Origin of the sequence: Pseudomonas sp. CHM02 (genome assembly GCF_000612585.1) — a bacterium.
Lineage (GTDB): Bacteria > Pseudomonadota > Gammaproteobacteria > Pseudomonadales > Pseudomonadaceae > Aquipseudomonas.
The window spans coordinates 1-16,299 of record NZ_JFCA01000080.1 but is presented as its reverse complement, the minus strand read 5'-3'; the positions used below and the strand labels follow the sequence as shown (position 1 = coordinate 16,299).

General features: G+C 61.1%; 13 protein-coding genes and 2 tRNA genes. 10 read left to right on the top strand and 5 right to left on the bottom strand.

Features of this window, described 5'->3' with window-relative positions; all coding sequences use genetic code 11:
• Positions 1-125 precede the first annotated feature (125 nt).
• From BM70_RS0129975 to BM70_RS0129955, 5 genes are all read left to right on the top strand, one after another.
• Positions 126-201, top strand: a tRNA-Val gene (locus BM70_RS0129975).
• Positions 202-220: 19 nt separating this feature from the next.
• A tRNA-Asp gene (locus BM70_RS0129970) sits at positions 221-297 on the top strand.
• 304 nt (positions 298-601) lie between these two features.
• A complete protein-coding gene (locus tag BM70_RS0129965; protein ID WP_025859437.1) occupies positions 602-2,185 on the top strand; it encodes a BCCT family transporter in 1,584 nt (527 codons plus the stop codon).
• Positions 2,186-2,271: 86 nt separating this feature from the next.
• Positions 2,272-4,281 carry a CocE/NonD family hydrolase gene (locus tag BM70_RS0129960; protein WP_025859436.1) on the top strand — a complete coding sequence of 670 codons (2,010 nt, stop codon included), beginning with the start codon at positions 2,272-2,274 and terminating at the stop codon, positions 4,279-4,281.
• 83 nt (positions 4,282-4,364) lie between these two features.
• On the top strand, positions 4,365-5,300 hold the full coding sequence (locus tag BM70_RS0129955) for a LysR substrate-binding domain-containing protein (protein ID WP_025859435.1): 936 nt from the start codon (positions 4,365-4,367) through the stop codon (positions 5,298-5,300).
• 3 nt (positions 5,301-5,303) lie between these two features.
• Here BM70_RS0129955 and BM70_RS33775 read toward each other — a convergent pair whose 3' ends face one another.
• From BM70_RS33775 to BM70_RS0129940, 3 genes are all read right to left on the bottom strand, one after another.
• Positions 5,304-5,426 carry a hypothetical protein gene (locus BM70_RS33775; protein WP_256220963.1) on the bottom strand — a complete coding sequence of 41 codons (123 nt, stop codon included), beginning with the start codon at positions 5,424-5,426 and terminating at the stop codon, positions 5,304-5,306.
• A gap of 110 nt (positions 5,427-5,536) precedes the next feature.
• Positions 5,537-6,703, bottom strand: a complete 1,167-nt coding sequence (locus tag BM70_RS0129945) for a catalase family protein (protein WP_025859434.1) — start codon at positions 6,701-6,703, stop codon at positions 5,537-5,539.
• Positions 6,700-8,508 carry a di-heme-cytochrome C peroxidase gene (locus BM70_RS0129940; protein ID WP_025859433.1) on the bottom strand — a complete coding sequence of 603 codons (1,809 nt, stop codon included), beginning with the start codon at positions 8,506-8,508 and terminating at the stop codon, positions 6,700-6,702. Before BM70_RS0129940 ends, BM70_RS0129945 begins: the two co-directional genes overlap by 4 nt.
• Before the next feature lie 247 nt (positions 8,509-8,755).
• Here BM70_RS0129940 and BM70_RS0129935 point away from each other — a divergent pair, with 247 nt between their 5' ends.
• From BM70_RS0129935 to BM70_RS0129920, 4 genes are all read left to right on the top strand, one after another.
• Positions 8,756-9,487: an FKBP-type peptidyl-prolyl cis-trans isomerase gene (locus BM70_RS0129935; RefSeq protein ID WP_012723274.1), complete on the top strand. Its 732-nt coding sequence runs from the start codon at positions 8,756-8,758 to the stop codon at positions 9,485-9,487.
• A gap of 409 nt (positions 9,488-9,896) precedes the next feature.
• Positions 9,897-10,355 (top strand): YkvA family protein, encoded by a 459-nt coding sequence (locus tag BM70_RS0129930; protein ID WP_025859432.1) that lies wholly within the window; start codon positions 9,897-9,899, stop codon positions 10,353-10,355.
• Positions 10,356-10,449: 94 nt separating this feature from the next.
• Positions 10,450-10,791: a helix-turn-helix transcriptional regulator gene (locus BM70_RS0129925; protein WP_025859431.1), complete on the top strand. Its 342-nt coding sequence runs from the start codon at positions 10,450-10,452 to the stop codon at positions 10,789-10,791.
• Entirely contained in the window at positions 10,788-11,159 is a 372-nt protein-coding gene (locus tag BM70_RS0129920; protein WP_005786715.1) for a hypothetical protein, read from the top strand. Before BM70_RS0129925 ends, BM70_RS0129920 begins: the two co-directional genes overlap by 4 nt.
• Here BM70_RS0129920 and BM70_RS0129915 read toward each other — a convergent pair.
• Positions 11,156-12,925, bottom strand: a complete 1,770-nt coding sequence (locus BM70_RS0129915) for a bifunctional diguanylate cyclase/phosphodiesterase (protein ID WP_025859430.1) — start codon at positions 12,923-12,925, stop codon at positions 11,156-11,158. The two genes, BM70_RS0129920 and BM70_RS0129915, sit on opposite strands and share 4 nt — an antisense overlap.
• A gap of 118 nt (positions 12,926-13,043) precedes the next feature.
• A complete protein-coding gene (locus BM70_RS0129910) occupies positions 13,044-15,125 on the bottom strand; it encodes a carboxy terminal-processing peptidase (protein ID WP_177326607.1) in 2,082 nt (693 codons plus the stop codon).
• A gap of 138 nt (positions 15,126-15,263) precedes the next feature.
• On the opposite strand from BM70_RS0129910, the gene BM70_RS0129905 reads away from it, so the two are divergent.
• Positions 15,264-16,226 (top strand): zinc-binding dehydrogenase, encoded by a 963-nt coding sequence (locus BM70_RS0129905; RefSeq protein WP_025859428.1) that lies wholly within the window; start codon positions 15,264-15,266, stop codon positions 16,224-16,226.
• Positions 16,227-16,299 lie beyond the last annotated feature (73 nt).

Sequence of the window (16,299 nt, the reverse complement as noted above, 5' to 3'; positions counted from 1 at the left end):
AATAGCGGGCTTTTCTTTGTCTGGAATATGGCAAAAAATCGTACGCTGAACTTTTTTTAAATAAATTGCATTTAAATCAAGACATTACGATTTTTTGGTGTATGATGCGCCCACACCGAAACGAAGGGTGATTAGCTCAGCTGGGAGAGCATCTGCCTTACAAGCAGAGGGTCGGCGGTTCGATCCCGTCATCACCCACCATTCGCTTCATGTGTTACGCGCAGCGGTAGTTCAGTCGGTTAGAATACCGGCCTGTCACGCCGGGGGTCGCGGGTTCGAGTCCCGTCCGCTGCGCCATATTCGGTCACCTGGAACGCTGAACGCCAGGTCACCACAAGAAGCCCGCTCATTGAGCGGGCTTTTTTTCGTCCGCAATTTATCCTTCCTGCGCCTTGCCGTTGTGCACTGCATGTTCGCCCTGAACTGTGCGGGTGCGCCATGACGTGGGGGAATGCCCCCATGCACATTGGTTGATTGCGCCCCCGGCCGCTTCAACGTTTATTAATAGCCACGCGAAGACTTCCAGGCGAGTGACGGGCAGCAGGATGCTGCCGTACCCGCTCATTCACATAAAAATAGTCTGCAAGGGGAATGGCTCTAGATGAAATATCCACTGCGTCCGTTGGTGTTCTGGCCAACTTTCCTGATCCTGCTGGCGGCGGTGATCGCCAGCTATGTCGACCTGAATGCATTCCTTGCAGTCAGCAAACAGCTCAACAATGTGATCCTGAAAAATTTCTCATGGCTGTTCAGTGCCGGCTCGTTTGCCATGGTAGTGCTGACCGCCATCGTCTACTTCTCCGCGCTGGGCAAGGTGCGCATCGGCGGTGAAGACGCCCGGCCCCTGCTGAGCAAATGGCGCTGGTTCATGGTGGCGCTGTGCACCACGTTGGCGGTGGGCGTGCTGTTCTGGACCACCGCCGAACCGCTCTATCATCTGTACGGACCACCCACCAGCCAGCCAATCGAAGCGGGCAGCTCGGCGGCCAAGAGCTTTGCCATGTCGACGATGTTCCTGCACTGGACTATCACGCCCTACGCCATCTACCTGGTGCCCTCGCTGGTGTTTGCGCTGGTGTTCTATAACCGTCGCAGCAACTTCTCCATCGGCGCCATGCTCGAGCCGCTGCTGGGCGCGGCGCGGGTCAAGCGCTACGCCGGGCTGATCGACACCCTGGCGATGTTCGCCCTGGTAGCTGGCATGGCCTCGTCCCTGGGCACCGGTGCGCTGACCCTGGCCGGTGGCCTGGCCCAGTACATCGGCGGTGAAACCACGCCGTTCCGCCTGGCCATCATCATTGCGATCATCGTCATCACCTTTGTCGCTTCGGCCGCCAGCGGTCTGCAGAAGGGTATCGTGATGCTGTCCTCGTTCAATACCTGGATCATGCTGGCCCTGGGGTTGTTCGTGCTGCTGTGCGGGCCGACCTTGTACATGTTCAGCCTCGGCGTCGAGTCCCTTGGCGTGTACCTCGACACCTTCTTCAGCCGCAGCCTGTTCACCGGCGCCGCCAGTGGCGATACCTGGCCGTACAGTTGGACGGTGTTCTACTGGTCGGTGTGGTTCGCCTGGGCACCGGTGAGTGCGTTGTTCCTCGGCAAGATCGGCCGTGGCTATACCGTGCGCGAATTCATCCATATCAACATGCTCTATCCGGCGTTGTTCACGGCGGTGTGGATCTGCATCTTTTCCGGCGCCAGCCTGTACTTCGATGCGCTGGGCGGCGGCAGCCTCAACCGTGTACTCAACGATCAGGGCGTGGAACACGTGCTGTACCAGATGTTCCAGCAATTGCCCGCCAGCGGCCTGATGATCGCGTTCCTGCTGTTCGTGGCGTTCGTCTCCTTTGTCACAGCGGCCGACTCCAGCACCGACGTGATCGCCAACCTGTGCAGCAAAGGCGTGACCGCCGATTCCGATCTCGATGGCAACCCGCTATTGAAGATTGTCTGGGGCCTGATCATCGGCACGGTGTCGTGGGTGATGGTCGCGTTTGTCGGTGTCGACGGGGTGAAGATGCTCTCCAACCTGGGCGGCCTGCCGGGAATGATCCTGGTGTTGCTGGCCAGTACCTCATTGATCTTCTGGCTCAAGAACCCCGCGCTGCTCGATGTGAAAAACCGTGAGCCGGCCCCCGAGCCCGAGCTGCGTGGCGCCAGCCCTGTCGCTGAATTCGCCCGCTAGACCCGACAACCTGTGATTCTCCCCGCGCGCTCCCCTCAGGGCGTGGGGGAGCCGTTTGTTTGCACTGAACGCGTTTGGAGTTACCGATGGAAATCGTTACCGAGTTTGCCTACAAGGTCCGCGAAATCGAGCACTGCCTGATTCCCTTGAAAGACGGCACCCAATTGGCCGCACGCATCTGGCTGCCGGAAGTCGCCGGCCTGCAGACCTTCCCGGCGATCCTGGAATACCTGCCGTACCGCAAACGCGATGGCACCGCCGTGCGCGATGCGCTGACCCATCCGTGGATGGCAGGGCAGGGCTATGTGTGTGTACGCGTGGATATGCGCGGCAATGGTGAGTCCCAGGGGCTGATGGCCGATGAATATCTGTTGCAGGAACAGGACGACGCCCTCGAAGTGATCGATTGGCTGTGCCGGCAGCCTTGGTGCGACGGCAACGTTGGCATGATGGGCATCTCCTGGGGCGGCTTCAACGGCCTGCAAGTCGCGGCGCGTCAGCCCGAGGCGCTGAAGGCGATCATTACCCTGTGCTCGACCGATGACCGCTTTGCCGACGACATCCACTACAAGGGCGGCAACCTGTTGATGGAGAACTTCGGCTGGGCCGCAACCATGCTCAACTTCAGCGCGGCGGTGCCCGATCCCCTGCTGGTCGGCGACGACTGGAAAAACCTCTGGCACCAACGCCTGGAGGCTATGCCGCTGCTCGCCGAAACCTGGCTGCAACACCAGACCCGCGATGACTACTGGCGCCATGGCTCGGTGTGCGAGGACTACACGCGGATCAAGGCAGCGGTCTACGCCATGGGGGGGTGGGGCGATGCCTACCGCAATACCGTGTCGCGCCTGATGGAAAACCTGCCGGGGCCGAAGAAGGCCATGATCGGCCCGTGGATTCACAAGTACCCGCATTTCGCCGTACCCAACCCGGCCATCGGCTTTCTGCAAGAAGCCAAACGCTGGTGGGATCACTGGCTCAAGGGCGTCGATAACGGGGTGATGGATGACGCAGCCTGCACTTTTTACCTACAGGATGTTCTGCCGCCGAAGGGCAGTTACGCCGAACGGCCGGGTATCTGGGTGCAGACGGCGGGCTGGCCGGATCCGCAGGTGCAGTGGACCGATTTCAGCCTTGGCGAACACGGCTTGAATGCTGGCACACAACCCTTGACCGCACCGCGCAGCATTTGCTCGCCGCTGACCACCGGCGTGCATCAGGGCGAATACTGCGCCATCTGGTTTGGCCCTGATGGTCCGACGGACCAGCGCCGTGATGATGCCCACTCGCTGTGCTTCGACTCCCAACCGTTGACCGAACCTTTGGCGCTGCTGGGGGATGCACGCCTCACGCTGCGTGTGGCAAGTGACACATCTTGTGGTCAATTGGTCGCCCGGTTGAACGCAGTGGCCCCGGACGGACACGTCACGCAGATCAGTTACGGCGTGCTCAATCTCACGCTTCGCGAGGATGTTTCCTACGTAACACCTGTAGTCCCGGATGAACCGATGGACGTGCAGTTAAACCTCGACCACATCGGCATGCGCCTGCCCGCCGGCTACCGTTTGCGCCTGGCCCTGAGTACCGCGAGTTTCCCGCTGCTGTGGCCGAGTCGCGAGCTGACGACACTGACCTTGCTGCCTGCCCTGCACAGCCTGCAGTTGCCCGTGTTCACTGGCGAAGCGGTGACGTGCCCGTTCGAAGCGCCGCAATCGGCGCCTCCGGCCAACCTGGAAGTACTGCGCGCCGCCGCACCGAAACGCACGTTGATCGAAGATGTCGGCAGCGGCGAAGTCTGCGTGAAGATCGAAGATGACCTGGGCGCGGTGCGTTTCACTGACCACGGCTTGTCGGTGGATCAGCGTTGCACCGAGCAATACCGCACCTTGCCCTGGGACCCGCTGTCGACGCGCGCTGATATTGAATGGTACTACCGTGTCGGTCGTGACTCGTGGGCCGTGGAAGTGGAAAGCCACTTGAGCGTGCACGCCGATGCCGAGTGGTTCTACATCGAGGCCGAGCAGACGGCCTGGGAAAATGGCCAACTGGAACATCGTCGGCAATGGAGCAAACGCGTGGCCCGGGTCGCGCTGTGAGTGGGCAACTGGCAGGATATCTGCCAACGTGATCTCTGCGGGCTCGGGTAACACCGGGCCCGCATCTGCCAGTGGAATTGCTCATGTCGCGCCGAAACGTCGATCTTCCCCCACTCAACTGTCTGCAGACCTTCGAAGCGGCTGCCCGCCATCTGAGCTTTACCCAGGCCGCCCATGAACTGAACCTGACCCAGAGCGCTGTCAGTCGCCAGATCAAGCGCCTTGAGGAAGACCTGGCCCGCCCGCTGTTTTATCGGCTGGCCCAGGGCCTGAGCCTGACGCCGGCCGGCGTGCGTTACTTCCGCACCATCCAACGCCTGCTACGCGAGCTTGACCGCGAGTCTGCCGAGTTGCGCCGTCGCGGCGCCGATCGGCAGTTGACCCTGGCCAGCACGCCTACCATCAGCACGATCTGGCTTGCGGGTCTATTGCCGGACTTCCAGCACGAACACCCGGACCTGGATATCCGCATCCTGTGCAGCGAAAGCCCCAATCATCTGGACGTCAGCGAATACGACCTGGGCCTGTTCTATCACCTGGATGAACTGCCGGCGCCCCACGGCCTGGAGTTGTCGCCGGTGTTCGACAGCGAGCAGGTCATTACCGTGTGCAGTCCCACCTATATCGAGCGTCATGGCCCGATTCGGGACGTGCAACATTTGCTGCATGCCCACACCTTGCTGATCGTGGAGGACCACTACCACGACTGGCTGACCTGGACCGACTGGTTTGCCGACGTCGGCGCCGACTATTACACCCCGCGTCATGCGTTGCGCACCAACAGCTATCAACTGCTGATGCAGTCGGCGGTGATGGGGCACGGCGTCGCATTGGGCTGGAAGCGTTTGCTGGAGAGCGACCTTGCCTCCGGACGCCTGCAAATGGCCTTGCCCCATACCATGCACAGTCGCGGTCGCCTGCATTTGATGCAACCCCATCACCGCAACCCGCCCTCGGCCGCGCGCAGTTTCCGCCAATGGCTGCTGGCCCGGACCGCTGAAGCCGGGCGCGCTGGCTGAGGGTCAGCGCGGCCCGGTTTTTTTCTTCTTGGCCTGGCGTGTCGCCAGGTGCTCGAAGCAAAAAGAGGCGGTGCCGAACACCGCAATCAGGGTGAGTACGAGCATGCCGAGGGTTGAGCTTTCCACGGTGACTTCCTACGGGTGATGGAGTAGGTGCTCACGGTAGAGGCGGGGTGAAAGCGGCTCAATAGACCCGACGCAATCCTTACGCCGTCGGGCCCATTGTTATGCATTCTTTACGGGGCGTTGCGGCTGTGGCGGTAATCGCTGACCGCTTCGTACACCGCCTTGCGCAAGCGGTTGATGCCGCCGATAGGGCGGTGTTCCGCGACGCCGAACCAGGGGTTGAACGACTGATTGTCGCACGCCAGGTTCTGCTCGGGCGTATCGAAGTCCTGTGCCGGAATGCGCACCTTGGCCACGCTCTCGTAGGGCGCGTCGCTTTCCTTCCATTCGATGCTGGTGTCTTCGATCGGCATGAATTTCTGCGGGTTCTGCCGCTGGATCTGCAGCACGAAACACGCCGGTACACGGTCGGTGGACAACTGCTGGCTCAAGGCGCTGCGCAGGAAATTCGGCAGGTCCTGGTTCTGTCTGGGCAGTTGATACTCCGGGCAGCTTTGCGGGTCGGGCGCGACGCGGAACTTGGCGTTGGCGGCACCGAACTTGTAGGGCGAAACCGAAAAGTAGGTGGTCTGCGTCGGGCTGGCCGGCGCCGGCGCCAAGGTGGCCAGGGCGATAAACAAGTGGCGTACCTGCCAGGTGCGTGGGTCGACCTTGGGAAAGAACGCCAGCACCTTCTTGCCATCCGCTTGTGCGCCGATGTTCTGCGCATATTCCGCCACATCGCTGACAAAGAAGTTCGGGTGGCTGAACATCACGAAGTCCTGTTCCGTGCGCGTCTGTTGATCGGCCAGCAGTTGTTTACCCGGTACGCCCAGCAGCTTGAGGGCCATGCCCCGTGCGTCACGAATGCTGTCGAACTGCGGATAGGCGTTGCCGTTGGACAGCCGCATCAGCGCCTGCCAGGTCTTGCCCGGCTCGGCGAACACGCCCTGGCGCAGCGCCGGGTCGAGATCGGCCAGCACGCTGACTTCGGCCTTCACGCACCCATGGGCCTTGGCGTGGGCATCACGCAGGTAGCGTGTGCCTTCGCGGTGCTGGTCAACGATGCGCACTGCCGTCTGGATAATGCCTTGGGTCATTGCCGCTTCGCCTGGCGGGATCTGCTCATTCGGCGACACCGGGCCGCTGTGCTGCCAGGCGTACCAGGCAGTGGCGGCCAGCCAACCGAGCAGGCCGAGGCCTGCCAGCCACAGCAAGGTCTTGCCTAGAAACGCGCCGATGCGCAGCCAGAGGCGGGCGAGCAGGGAAGGGCGGTCGTATGGGGATCGAATCATCATGGCAGTTGTTGCTCCAGCGGGCCGCCCAGCACTTTGAGGTATTCCAGCAGCGCCCAGCGTTCCTGCGGCAGCAGGCCACGGCCGATGACGCCATTGCCACGTTGGCCTGCACGGAATTCGTGGCCGCTGTTGTGGTTGCCGGTGATTTTGGTATCGAACAGGAAGGCATTCTTGAACGCCGCGGTCTCGAAGCCGAGATGGCGCGGGTCGTAATTGAAGGTGCCTTTATAGAAGGTGGTGCTGCGCTCGTCCTGGGGCGAGAGCAACTGGTAGATCGTCGGCACCGAGCCGTTGTGCAGGAAGGGCGGAGTCGCCCACACGCCGGCCAGCGGCCGCGCCTTGTAGGCACGCAGCTCGCGCACGCCGATGGGCAAGCCGTAACCATCCAGGCGCGGGCGTTCGGCCGGGGTCACGCCGGCGGCGCGGTAAGCGTGCTCTTCGACGAAGGCCGTGACATAGGCGAGGCCCTTGGCCACCGACATTTTCTTCAGATCCAACGGCTCGGTCGGCGTGGGGTGCAGTTCGACGTTGAGCTTGGCCAGTTCTGCCGGGTCCCACTGCAGCGCGCTGAGGTCATAGCGTTGGTCGGCAATGTTGCTGGCGGTGCCGGGGTCGGTGCCGATGTAGTCCACGGGCAGCATTTTAAGCGCCTGCACCGGGCGGCCATTTTCCTGGGTGACGCTGGGCACGTGGCAGCCGGCGCAGTTTTCGGTAAACAGTGCGCGGCCTTGTGCGGCGAGGGGTTTGTCGATGGCGCCGAACAGGTCCTCGGGCCAGGTGGGGGGCTTGAGGCGTTGCAGGGTTTCTTCGATCAGGTTGAGGTCGCGTACGCGTACGCTGGACGGGTAGCGCGCATCGCCCTGGAGCGGTTGGCCTGCCTCGTCGAAAAAGGTCAGCGTCGCGCCCACGCCCAGGGCTTCACCGATATTGCGCGCCATGGGCTGCTGGGCCGAGCCGTTCCATTGCACCCAGTCGAAGGTCCAGATATCCCACAGCTGCGGGTAGTCCACCGGCGCATTGGCGACGCGATAATTGTCCGGAGAAATGGCATCGCCAAAGCTGGCGTTGGCGATACGGCCAAACGCGTCCGTGCGGCCGGGGCCTTCTTCGGTGGGGTAAAGACCGCGATGGGTGTCGTTCCAGGCCACTTTCAGAAACATGTTCAGTGACTGCTTGAAGTCCTGGCGCAGTTGTTTGTGCTCGGCGTCGTAGCGCTCGCCCAACACCTGGCGGGCGAAGCGCTCGAACTTCCACGGGTTGTAATAAGTGGCGGCGAGGCTGGCGACCAGGGCCTGGCCGAAACTGCCGCCGCGCAGGGTCGGTACGCTGGAGGGCAGTACGTGCTGGGCCGAGCCACCGTCGATGCGCAAGGCCTGGCCTTTGAAATGCAGCTCGCCGGTATGGCAGGCGGCGCAGGTGATATCCAGGTACTCGACGTTGCTGCCGGCGTTCTTGTGCCGAGCGAAACCCACGGGCAGGTTGCCGGGGTTTTGCGCGGTGGGCACTTGCTTGGGGTCGACCAGGAAACCGAAGCGCGCCAGGTACTCCGGCGTGGCGAAGCGTTGCTCCGAAAACGGCAGTTCCAGGGCGGTGAACCAGTCGTAGTGCAGGCCTTTTACTTGCGTGCCCTGGGGCGTGAAGTAATAGGTCTGGCGGTCGGCGGCACTCCATTGGTCCTGGTAGTGCACCTGCTCCACGGGCACGTAGTCCGGCAGCCTGGGGTTGACGGTGTAATAGAGCACGACGGCCAGAATCAGGCCGAGGGCTAACAATATCAGGAGTAAAACACGGGAAAAAATGCGCAAGATAACTATCCTTGTCGAGTTGTAGCGCTGTTATGCCACCACGGCACAAGTGCGGCAAGTGGCCATGAGCCTGGTAGTAGGCGGTCCCACGATCCTTCGCGGGGTCCCATCATGAATGAAAATGCGTTTAAACACGTGAACTTATCAGAAGTTTCCTGCTCACATGCCGGTAGCCATTGGTCGTGGCCGCCTGATAAGCTCGCGACTTTATTCGAATGCCCTTTTGGCGCATGAACAAGGAAATAGCATGAAACAGCATCGGTTGGCGGCGGCGGTGGCCCTGGTTAGCCTGGTACTTGCGGGTTGTGATTCGCAGACCAGCGTAGAGCTGAAAACCCCGGCGCAGAAAGCTTCCTACGGCATCGGCCTGAACATGGGCAAAAGCCTTGCCCAAGAAGGCATGGATGACCTGGATTCCAAAGCAGTAGCCCAGGGCATCGAAGATGCCGTCGGCAAGAAAGAGCAGAAGCTCAAAGACGACGAACTGGTTGAAGCGTTTGCCGCACTGCAAAAGCGTGCTGAAGAACGCATGACCAAGATGAGCGAAGAGTCGGCAGCGGCCGGCAAGAAATTCCTCGAAGACAACGCCAAGAAAGACGGCGTCGTCACCACTGCTTCCGGTCTGCAGTACAAGATCACCAAGAAAGCCGATGGCCCTCAGCCTAAGCCGACTGACGTGGTGACTGTGCACTACACCGGCAAGCTCACCAACGGCACTACCTTTGACAGCTCCGTGGATCGCGGTAGCCCGATTGACCTGCCAGTCAGCGGCGTGATCCCAGGTTGGGTCGAAGGCCTGCAACTGATGCACGTGGGCGAGAAGGTCGAGCTGTACATCCCGTCCGACCTGGCCTACGGCGCGCAGAGCCCGAGCCCGGCGATTCCAGCCAACTCCGTGCTGGTATTCGACCTGGAGCTGCTGGCCATCAAGGACCCAGCCAAGGCTGAAGCCCCTGCTGCACCAGCCGCCAAGAAGTAATCGGCGCCTGAACACCCAAGGCCCCGTCTCGACGGGGCGTTGTTGTTTCTGGGAGGTGCACGTTTCTAAATGTGGGAGCTGGCTTGCCTGCGATAGCGGTGGATCAGCCAGCCCCTCTATGACTGACACGCCGCAATCGCAGGCAAGCCAGCTCCCACATTGAAGCCAGTGCAGATCCAAACGAACGTCTGTGGCAGGTAACAGTCTGATATAAGACTCGAGTACGGGTAGCCGCACATCAATGCCAAGTCAATGAAATCTTGGGTTTTTTTTATGTGCGCAAAAAACGCCCGATCTGACTGTAGGCCTTGTACTACGTGGCTTTCAGGCCGGAAAATAGGCTCTGTTCACAAGGTTATCCACAATTTGTGTGGATAACCTTTTCTGTCGCCTGGAACTGGAGTGACGCATGAAACCACCCTTCAATTTCACCCGTTTCCTGCCCATGGCCGCACGTTTGCTCGGGCGTGGCCGATTGCCCACCTTGCTGTTTGCGGTCGCTGCCAAGGGCTCGAGCCAGGGCAATCGGCTGGGTAAGCTCAAGGATGATCTCAAATTGCTCCAGGCCCTGTGCCTGGCTTACTGGCGCGGCGAATACCGGGCGATCAGTCCCAAGGCGCTGATCTCGGTAGTGGCAGGGCTGATGTATTTCCTGAGCCCGATCGATGCGATCCCGGACTTTATCCCCATGTTCGGCATGCTCGACGACATCGCTGTGTTGGCGTGGGTCATGAAGACCCTGGAAGGCGAACTGAGCGCCTTTCGCGCCTGGCGCGACGCCCAGCGCCCGGAAAAGCTTGCCGTGGTCGAGCGCCTGCCAGCGACGCCAGCGCTGCTGTCCAAGGAAAACCCGCAAAAAAACCGATGACACGGGATATCCCCCTGCGACCTTTGTGGCTGTTAGGATTACACTCCTAAGGAAAGGGCTTACTTAGTAAGTGTTGTTATCCTACGGGGCAGTCATGGATATTCAGATAATTTCACGGAATGGCGAACCCGAATACGCGGTGTTGCCATGGGATCAGTACCAGGCGCTGCTAAAAGCTGCCGGTCAACACCAGCCAACGCTACCTCCTTCTGCATCGACTGCCCCGGCCGCCCCCGAACAGGACCTGCGCCCGCTCGCAGACCTGCGCGGGCTGCGCGAGGCCAAGGGCCTGGCTATCGAGACCCTGGCGCGCACGGTGGGTATCAGCCCCTCATATCTTGGATTGATCGAAAGTGGTGAACGCCAGCCGGATGCCGCGATCCGCCGCAGCCTGGCCTGGGAATTGGGCGTTGCAGGTTGGAGGGATGAATCTTGAGCCTACGTATCAGCCGTCAACACTGGGATGGGTTACTCAACGAACTGGACCAGGCGCGCCGCCAGCGCCATCTGCTGACCTACCGTGCGCTGCTGGAGCGCCTGCAGTTCCCCACGCCGGCCATGCAAACCCTGGCGGCGGCACTGGAGCACCTGGCGGCGCTGGACGCCAAGGCCGAGCAGCCGTTGCGCAGCTCGCTGGTGATCAGCCAGGGCGCCAGCCGTTTGCCGCGTACCGGCTTCTTTGAGTGTGTGGAGCGCCTGGGACGTTTCAGCGGGCCATCCGATGGCGTGGCCGCTGCCTCCTGGCATGCATCCGAAGTGGTGCGGGTCTTCGAATATGAGTACCCGGAATCCGCCGAAGCCTAAAGCGCCTGGGATAGCGCGTCCATGCTGTCGATCACATGGATGCTGTAGCCGGCCACATCCTTGGCATGATGCTTGGCCTGCGACGCCAGCTCCGCCAGTTGGCTGGCATCGAGTTGTCCACAGGCCTGTGGATACAAATGCACCACGCCGATGGACAGCGACAACAGCGCAAATTCCTGGCGCACGCCCTGGCGGTTCAACGCCACGAAACAACCGGCATCCAGGTGTTCGGCACGGTAGAAGCGCCGGCATTGGGTGTGGAAGTCATCCAGCAACTGGTTGAGCCGCTTGCGCCAATCCTGCGGGCCCAACACCAACAGAAAGTCATCGCCACCGATGTGCCCGACAAAGTCGCGGCTGGGGTCGACGCGGTCGTTCAAGCACTGCGCCAGGCACAACAACACCTCATCCCCACGCCCATAACCGTAGATGTCGTTGAACGGCTTGAAGCTGTCGATATCCACGTAGCAGATCACCGACTCCCGTTGTTGCTGCAGCAAGCGCGTGAGGCACTGCTGGATCGGTACGTTGCCCGGTAGCAAGGTGAGTGGGTTGGCGTAGCGCGCCTGCTGGATCTTCAGCTCGGTGATCAGCTTGAGCACATCGATCACCCGACCCAGGCCCAGGTAGTCGCCATTGAGCGTGATGATGAAGTCTTCTTCGATGCGTTGCCGCGCACGGCTGGTGAGCAAGCGGCTGACCTGTTGCAAGGACTGGCTCAGTTCCACCGCCAGGAAGTCGGTGCTCATCAGGCGACTGATCGGCTTGCGTGCAAACAGGTCGGTGGCGAACGGCTTGAGCAGGGCATCCGACAGCGAATGCCGGTGCACGATACCGATCGGGTGGCCGCGCCCGTCCAGTACCGCCAGGGAGTTGAGGTTGGCCTGGCGCCGGAACGCTTCGAGCACTTGGGCGGTAGCGGTGTCCTGGTCCACTGCCGGTTGTTCGTTGAGCAGGGCGCTGAGATCACTGCCTTCATCGTTCAGCGCCACATTGGCGCTGTCAGGCTTGGGCAGCATCAGGCGCGCTTCCTGCGGCGGCTGCTCCTGCGGTCGGCAGAGCAGGTAGCCCTGGACCAGGTCCACGCCCATCTCCATCAGCACCGCCAGCTCCTCGGGCAACTCGATGCCCTCGGCAATTACCTGGGCGCGCGAAGCCTTGGCGATTTGCAGGATGGAGCCGACGAACTCGCGCTTGAGCGCATCCTGATGGATGCCGTCGATGAAGTGGCGGTCGATCTTCACGTAATCCGGCCGCAACTCCGACCATAGCCGCAGGCTGGAATACCCGGCGCCCAGGTCATCGAGTGCGATGGCGAACCCCATGTCGCGGTAGTGGTGCAGGGCGGTTTGCAGCAGGTCGAAGTCGTCGGTAGGTGTTTGCTCGGTGAGCTCGATCACCACCTGGCTGGGTGGAATGCCGAAGTCGCGCAGCAGTTGCAGTGTGCGTCCGGGCTGATGCGCCGTGTCCATCAAGGATTCCGGCGAGACATTGAGGAACAGCTTGCCCGGCAGCTTCTGTTCGCTGAAACGTCGGCAGGCGCTTTCGCGGCAGGCCATTTCCAGTTCACTCAGGCGCCCGGCTTGGCTGGCCACCGAGAACAGGGCGACGGGGGAGTGCAGCGGGCTGTTGGAGGGGCCGCGGCTGAGGGCTTCGTAGCCGAGGATGCGCCGTTCGGACAGGCAGATGATCGGTTGGAACAGGCTGTGCAAACTGCCTTGAGCCAGGATAGAGCCCAATGCATTCAGCTGTTCGGTCATGGTCATGGCGATCTCGATCGAAAAAAAAGGACCGCAGGCTTGAAACCTGCGGTCCTTCATTTCACGACAGAATGATGTCTATATGATGACACTCCAAGGAGCGATCACATTAAATTGCCATCATTTACTGCTTGGCCACCTGCTTGGTGATCTTCAGGTAGTCCAGCAGGATCCGGCCAGTCTCGGCCAGGTAGGCGTCGTCTTCCGGCTTGGTTTTTTCGGCTTCGGTCGGCAGCGCGTCTTCGTCTTCTTTCTTCAGTTCCTTGAGTGGATCCTCACCCTTGGCCTTGCGGCGGATGTTTTCCAGTGCAAGTTGCTTGTTTTCGATGTCGGAGTGCTGCGCACGACGGTCCACTTCATTGAGGCTGACAGTTTTTTCTTCCATCAGCTTCTTGGCCAGGGCCAGCTTGTCACGGATGAACACGAACTCGGCATCCTTGGCGGAGCGGGTGTCGTGGTCAGCCTTCAACTGCGCCAGGAACGGCTTGAACGGGTCCGACGCCGGCTTGATTGCAGGGCGGATGGTGTCCCATGGCATGGCTTCCGGCAGGGCGCTCTCGCCGATTTCCTTGGTGTCGATGATCGACGGGAAATCGATGTCCGGCAGTACGCCCTGGTGCTGGGTGCTCTGTCCGGAAACCCGGTAGAACTTGGCCAGCGTCAGTTTCAGCTCGCCATGGTTCAGCGGCTGGATGGTCTGCACGGTGCCTTTGCCGAAGGTCTGGCCGCCGATGATCAAGGCGCGGTGATAGTCCTGCATGGCGCCGGCGAAAATCTCCGAGGCCGAGGCCGAGAGGCGGTTGACCAGCAACGCCATAGGCCCTTTGTAGAAGGCACCCGGGTTCTCGTCTTCGAGCACGTCGACACGGCCGTCAGCGTTGCGTACCAACACGGTCGGGCCCTTGTCGATGAACAGGCTGGTCAGCTCGGTGGCTTCCTGCAGGGAGCCGCCGCCGTTGTTGCGCAGGTCGATGACCACGCCGTCGACTTTTTCCTTCTGCAGTTCAGTCAGGATTTTCTTCACGTCGCGGGTGGTGGACTTGTAGTCCGGATCGCCGGCACGGAAGGCCTTGAAGTCCAGGTAGAAGGCCGGGATTTCAATCACGCCCAGCTTGTAGTCCTTGCCATCCTGCTTGAGGTTGAGGACTTTCTTCTGCACGGCCTGGTCTTCGAGCTTCACCGCTTCACGGGTGATGGACACGATCTTGCTGGTCTGGTCGTTCGGCGCATTGGTGTGCGGAATCACTTCCAGGCGCACCACGCTGCCTTTCGGCCCGCGGATCAGCTTGACCACTTCGTCCAGGCGCCAGCCGACCACGTCGACCATCTCTTTGTCACCCTGGGCAACACCGATGATCTTGTCGGCCGGGGCGACCTGCTTGGTCTTGTCCGCCGGACCTGCCGGCACCAGGCGCACGATCTTGACCTGGTCGTTGTCGCTTTGCAGGACGGCACCGATGCCTTCCAGCGACAGACTCATGTTGATATCGAAATTTTCCGCGTTATCTGGCGACAGATAATTGGTGTGCGGATCGTAGGACATCGCGAAGGTGTTGATGTAGGCCTGGAAGATATCTTCGGCACGGGTCTGGTCCAGGCGCGCCAGTTGATTCTTGTAGCGCTTGGTCAACAGTTCCTGGATGGCCTTCGGCTCTTTGCCGGCGATCTTCAGGCGCAGCACTTCGTCCTTGACGCGTTTGCGCCACAGGTCGTCAAGCGCAGCGGTGCTGGTCAGCCAAGGGGCGTCCTTGCGGTCCACCAGAAGGGTTTCCTTCTGGGTGAAGTCGAGCTTGTCGACACCTTTGTCCAACTCGCCCAAGGCGAAGTCCAGGCGCGCTTTGACGCGGTCCAGGTAACGCTTGTAAATGGTGAAGGCGGGCTGCAGGTCGCCGCTCTTGAGGAAGTCGTCGAACTGCGTCTTCCACTTGTCGAACTCGGCGATATCACTGGCCAGGAAGTAGCTGCGCGACGGATCCAGCAGCTTGAGGTAGCTGTCGTAGATGATCACCGAGCGAGCGTCGTCCAGCGGCGGCTTGCTGTAGTGATGACGCTTGAGCAACTCGACGACGTTAAGGCTGGCAATCACCTCATCGCGATCCGGCTGAAGGTTGTCCCAGCTGTTGGCTGCGAACGTATTGGTCGACGTCGATGCGAAGCCGAGACCAATGAATAGAGCGAGGGCGGTGCTGGGGAACAAATGCTTCATGCTGATTCGACGCGGGGGCAATTGATAACGCATATTAGGCCGTCTTTGAGGGAGCCGGTTCCATATGGTCCGGTCGCATAATGCAAAAAGCCCGGCGATACAGCTACGGGCTCAGTCCAGACTCACTATGGAGGCACTGTGAAAGCATTGCAAGGCGTTGACGGTCATGTGGAGTGGTTGGAAGAACCCAGTCCTACCTGCGATGTAGGGCAAGTTCGCATTCGCGTGGCGGCAGCGGGCCTCAATCGCGCCGATTTATTACAGCGCGCGGGGCTCTATCCGCCGCCACCGGGCGCCAGCCATGTGCTGGGCCTGGAGTGTTCCGGGGTGATCAGCGAAGTGGGGGCGGGCTCATCCTGGCACGTGGGCGACCGGGTTTGCGCCCTGCTCGCCGGTGGCGGCATGGCCGAGGAAGTGGTGGTGGATGCGCGCCACGTACTGCCAGCACCGGAAGGCCTGTCGCTGATCGAAGCGGCGGCGCTGCCTGAGGTGTACAGCACGGCGTGGCTCAATCTGTTCCAGCTGGCGGGCCTCAAGCCCGGTGAGAAGGTGCTGCTGCATGCTGGCGCCAGTGGCGTGGGCTCTGCGGCGATCCAGCTGTGCAAAGCGTTTGGCAGCCCGTGCTGGGTCAGCGTCGGCTCGGCGGAACGCCTGGCCTACTGCGAGGAACTGGGCGCCCAGGGCGGTGTGGTGCGCACCGACGGGATCGAAGGGCTGCGGGATTTCGGCCCGTTCGATGTGATCCTCGACCCGGTCGGTGGCAACTATGCAGCGCTCGATCTCAAGCTGCTGGCCCTCGATGGGCGCTGGGTATTGATCGGTTTGATGGGGGGGCGCGACGCGCAACTGGACCTGGCCCAGGTGCTGGGCAAGCGTATTCAACTGCTGGGCTCGACCTTGCGCAGTCGTAGTGATCAGTTCAAGGCCGACCTGTTCAGCGACTTGAGCCAGCAGGTATGGCCGCTGTTTGTCGAAGGGCGGCTGAGCCCGCAACTGGCCAAGACCTTCCCGATCAAGGATGCCGAAGCGGCGTTTGCCGAGCTGGCGAGTAACCAGATTTCCGGGAAGTTGGTGTTGGTGATTGACGAATCTTTGGCCTGAATTGCAATGCGATCAAAACTGTAGGAGCCGGCTTGCCGGCGATGGCGGTGTATCGATGAAGAATGTTTCATCT

Excerpts from the sequence above, each read along its gene's own strand:
- BM70_RS0129965 (WP_025859437.1), top strand. The coding sequence starts at position 602 with ATGAAATATCCACTGCGTCCGTTGGTGTTCTGGCCAACTTTCCTGATC.
- BM70_RS0129960 (WP_025859436.1), top strand. The coding sequence starts at position 2,272 with ATGGAAATCGTTACCGAGTTTGCCTACAAGGTCCGCGAAATCGAGCAC.
- BM70_RS0129955 (WP_025859435.1), top strand. The coding sequence starts at position 4,365 with ATGTCGCGCCGAAACGTCGATCTTCCCCCACTCAACTGTCTGCAGACC.
- BM70_RS0129945 (WP_025859434.1), bottom strand. The coding sequence starts at position 6,703 with ATGATGATTCGATCCCCATACGACCGCCCTTCCCTGCTCGCCCGCCTC.
- BM70_RS0129935 (WP_012723274.1), top strand. The coding sequence starts at position 8,756 with ATGAAACAGCATCGGTTGGCGGCGGCGGTGGCCCTGGTTAGCCTGGTA.
- BM70_RS0129930 (WP_025859432.1), top strand. The coding sequence starts at position 9,897 with ATGAAACCACCCTTCAATTTCACCCGTTTCCTGCCCATGGCCGCACGT.
- BM70_RS0129925 (WP_025859431.1), top strand. The coding sequence starts at position 10,450 with ATGGATATTCAGATAATTTCACGGAATGGCGAACCCGAATACGCGGTG.
- BM70_RS0129915 (WP_025859430.1), bottom strand. The coding sequence starts at position 12,925 with ATGACCATGACCGAACAGCTGAATGCATTGGGCTCTATCCTGGCTCAA.
- BM70_RS0129910 (WP_177326607.1), bottom strand. The coding sequence starts at position 15,125 with ATGAAGCATTTGTTCCCCAGCACCGCCCTCGCTCTATTCATTGGTCTC.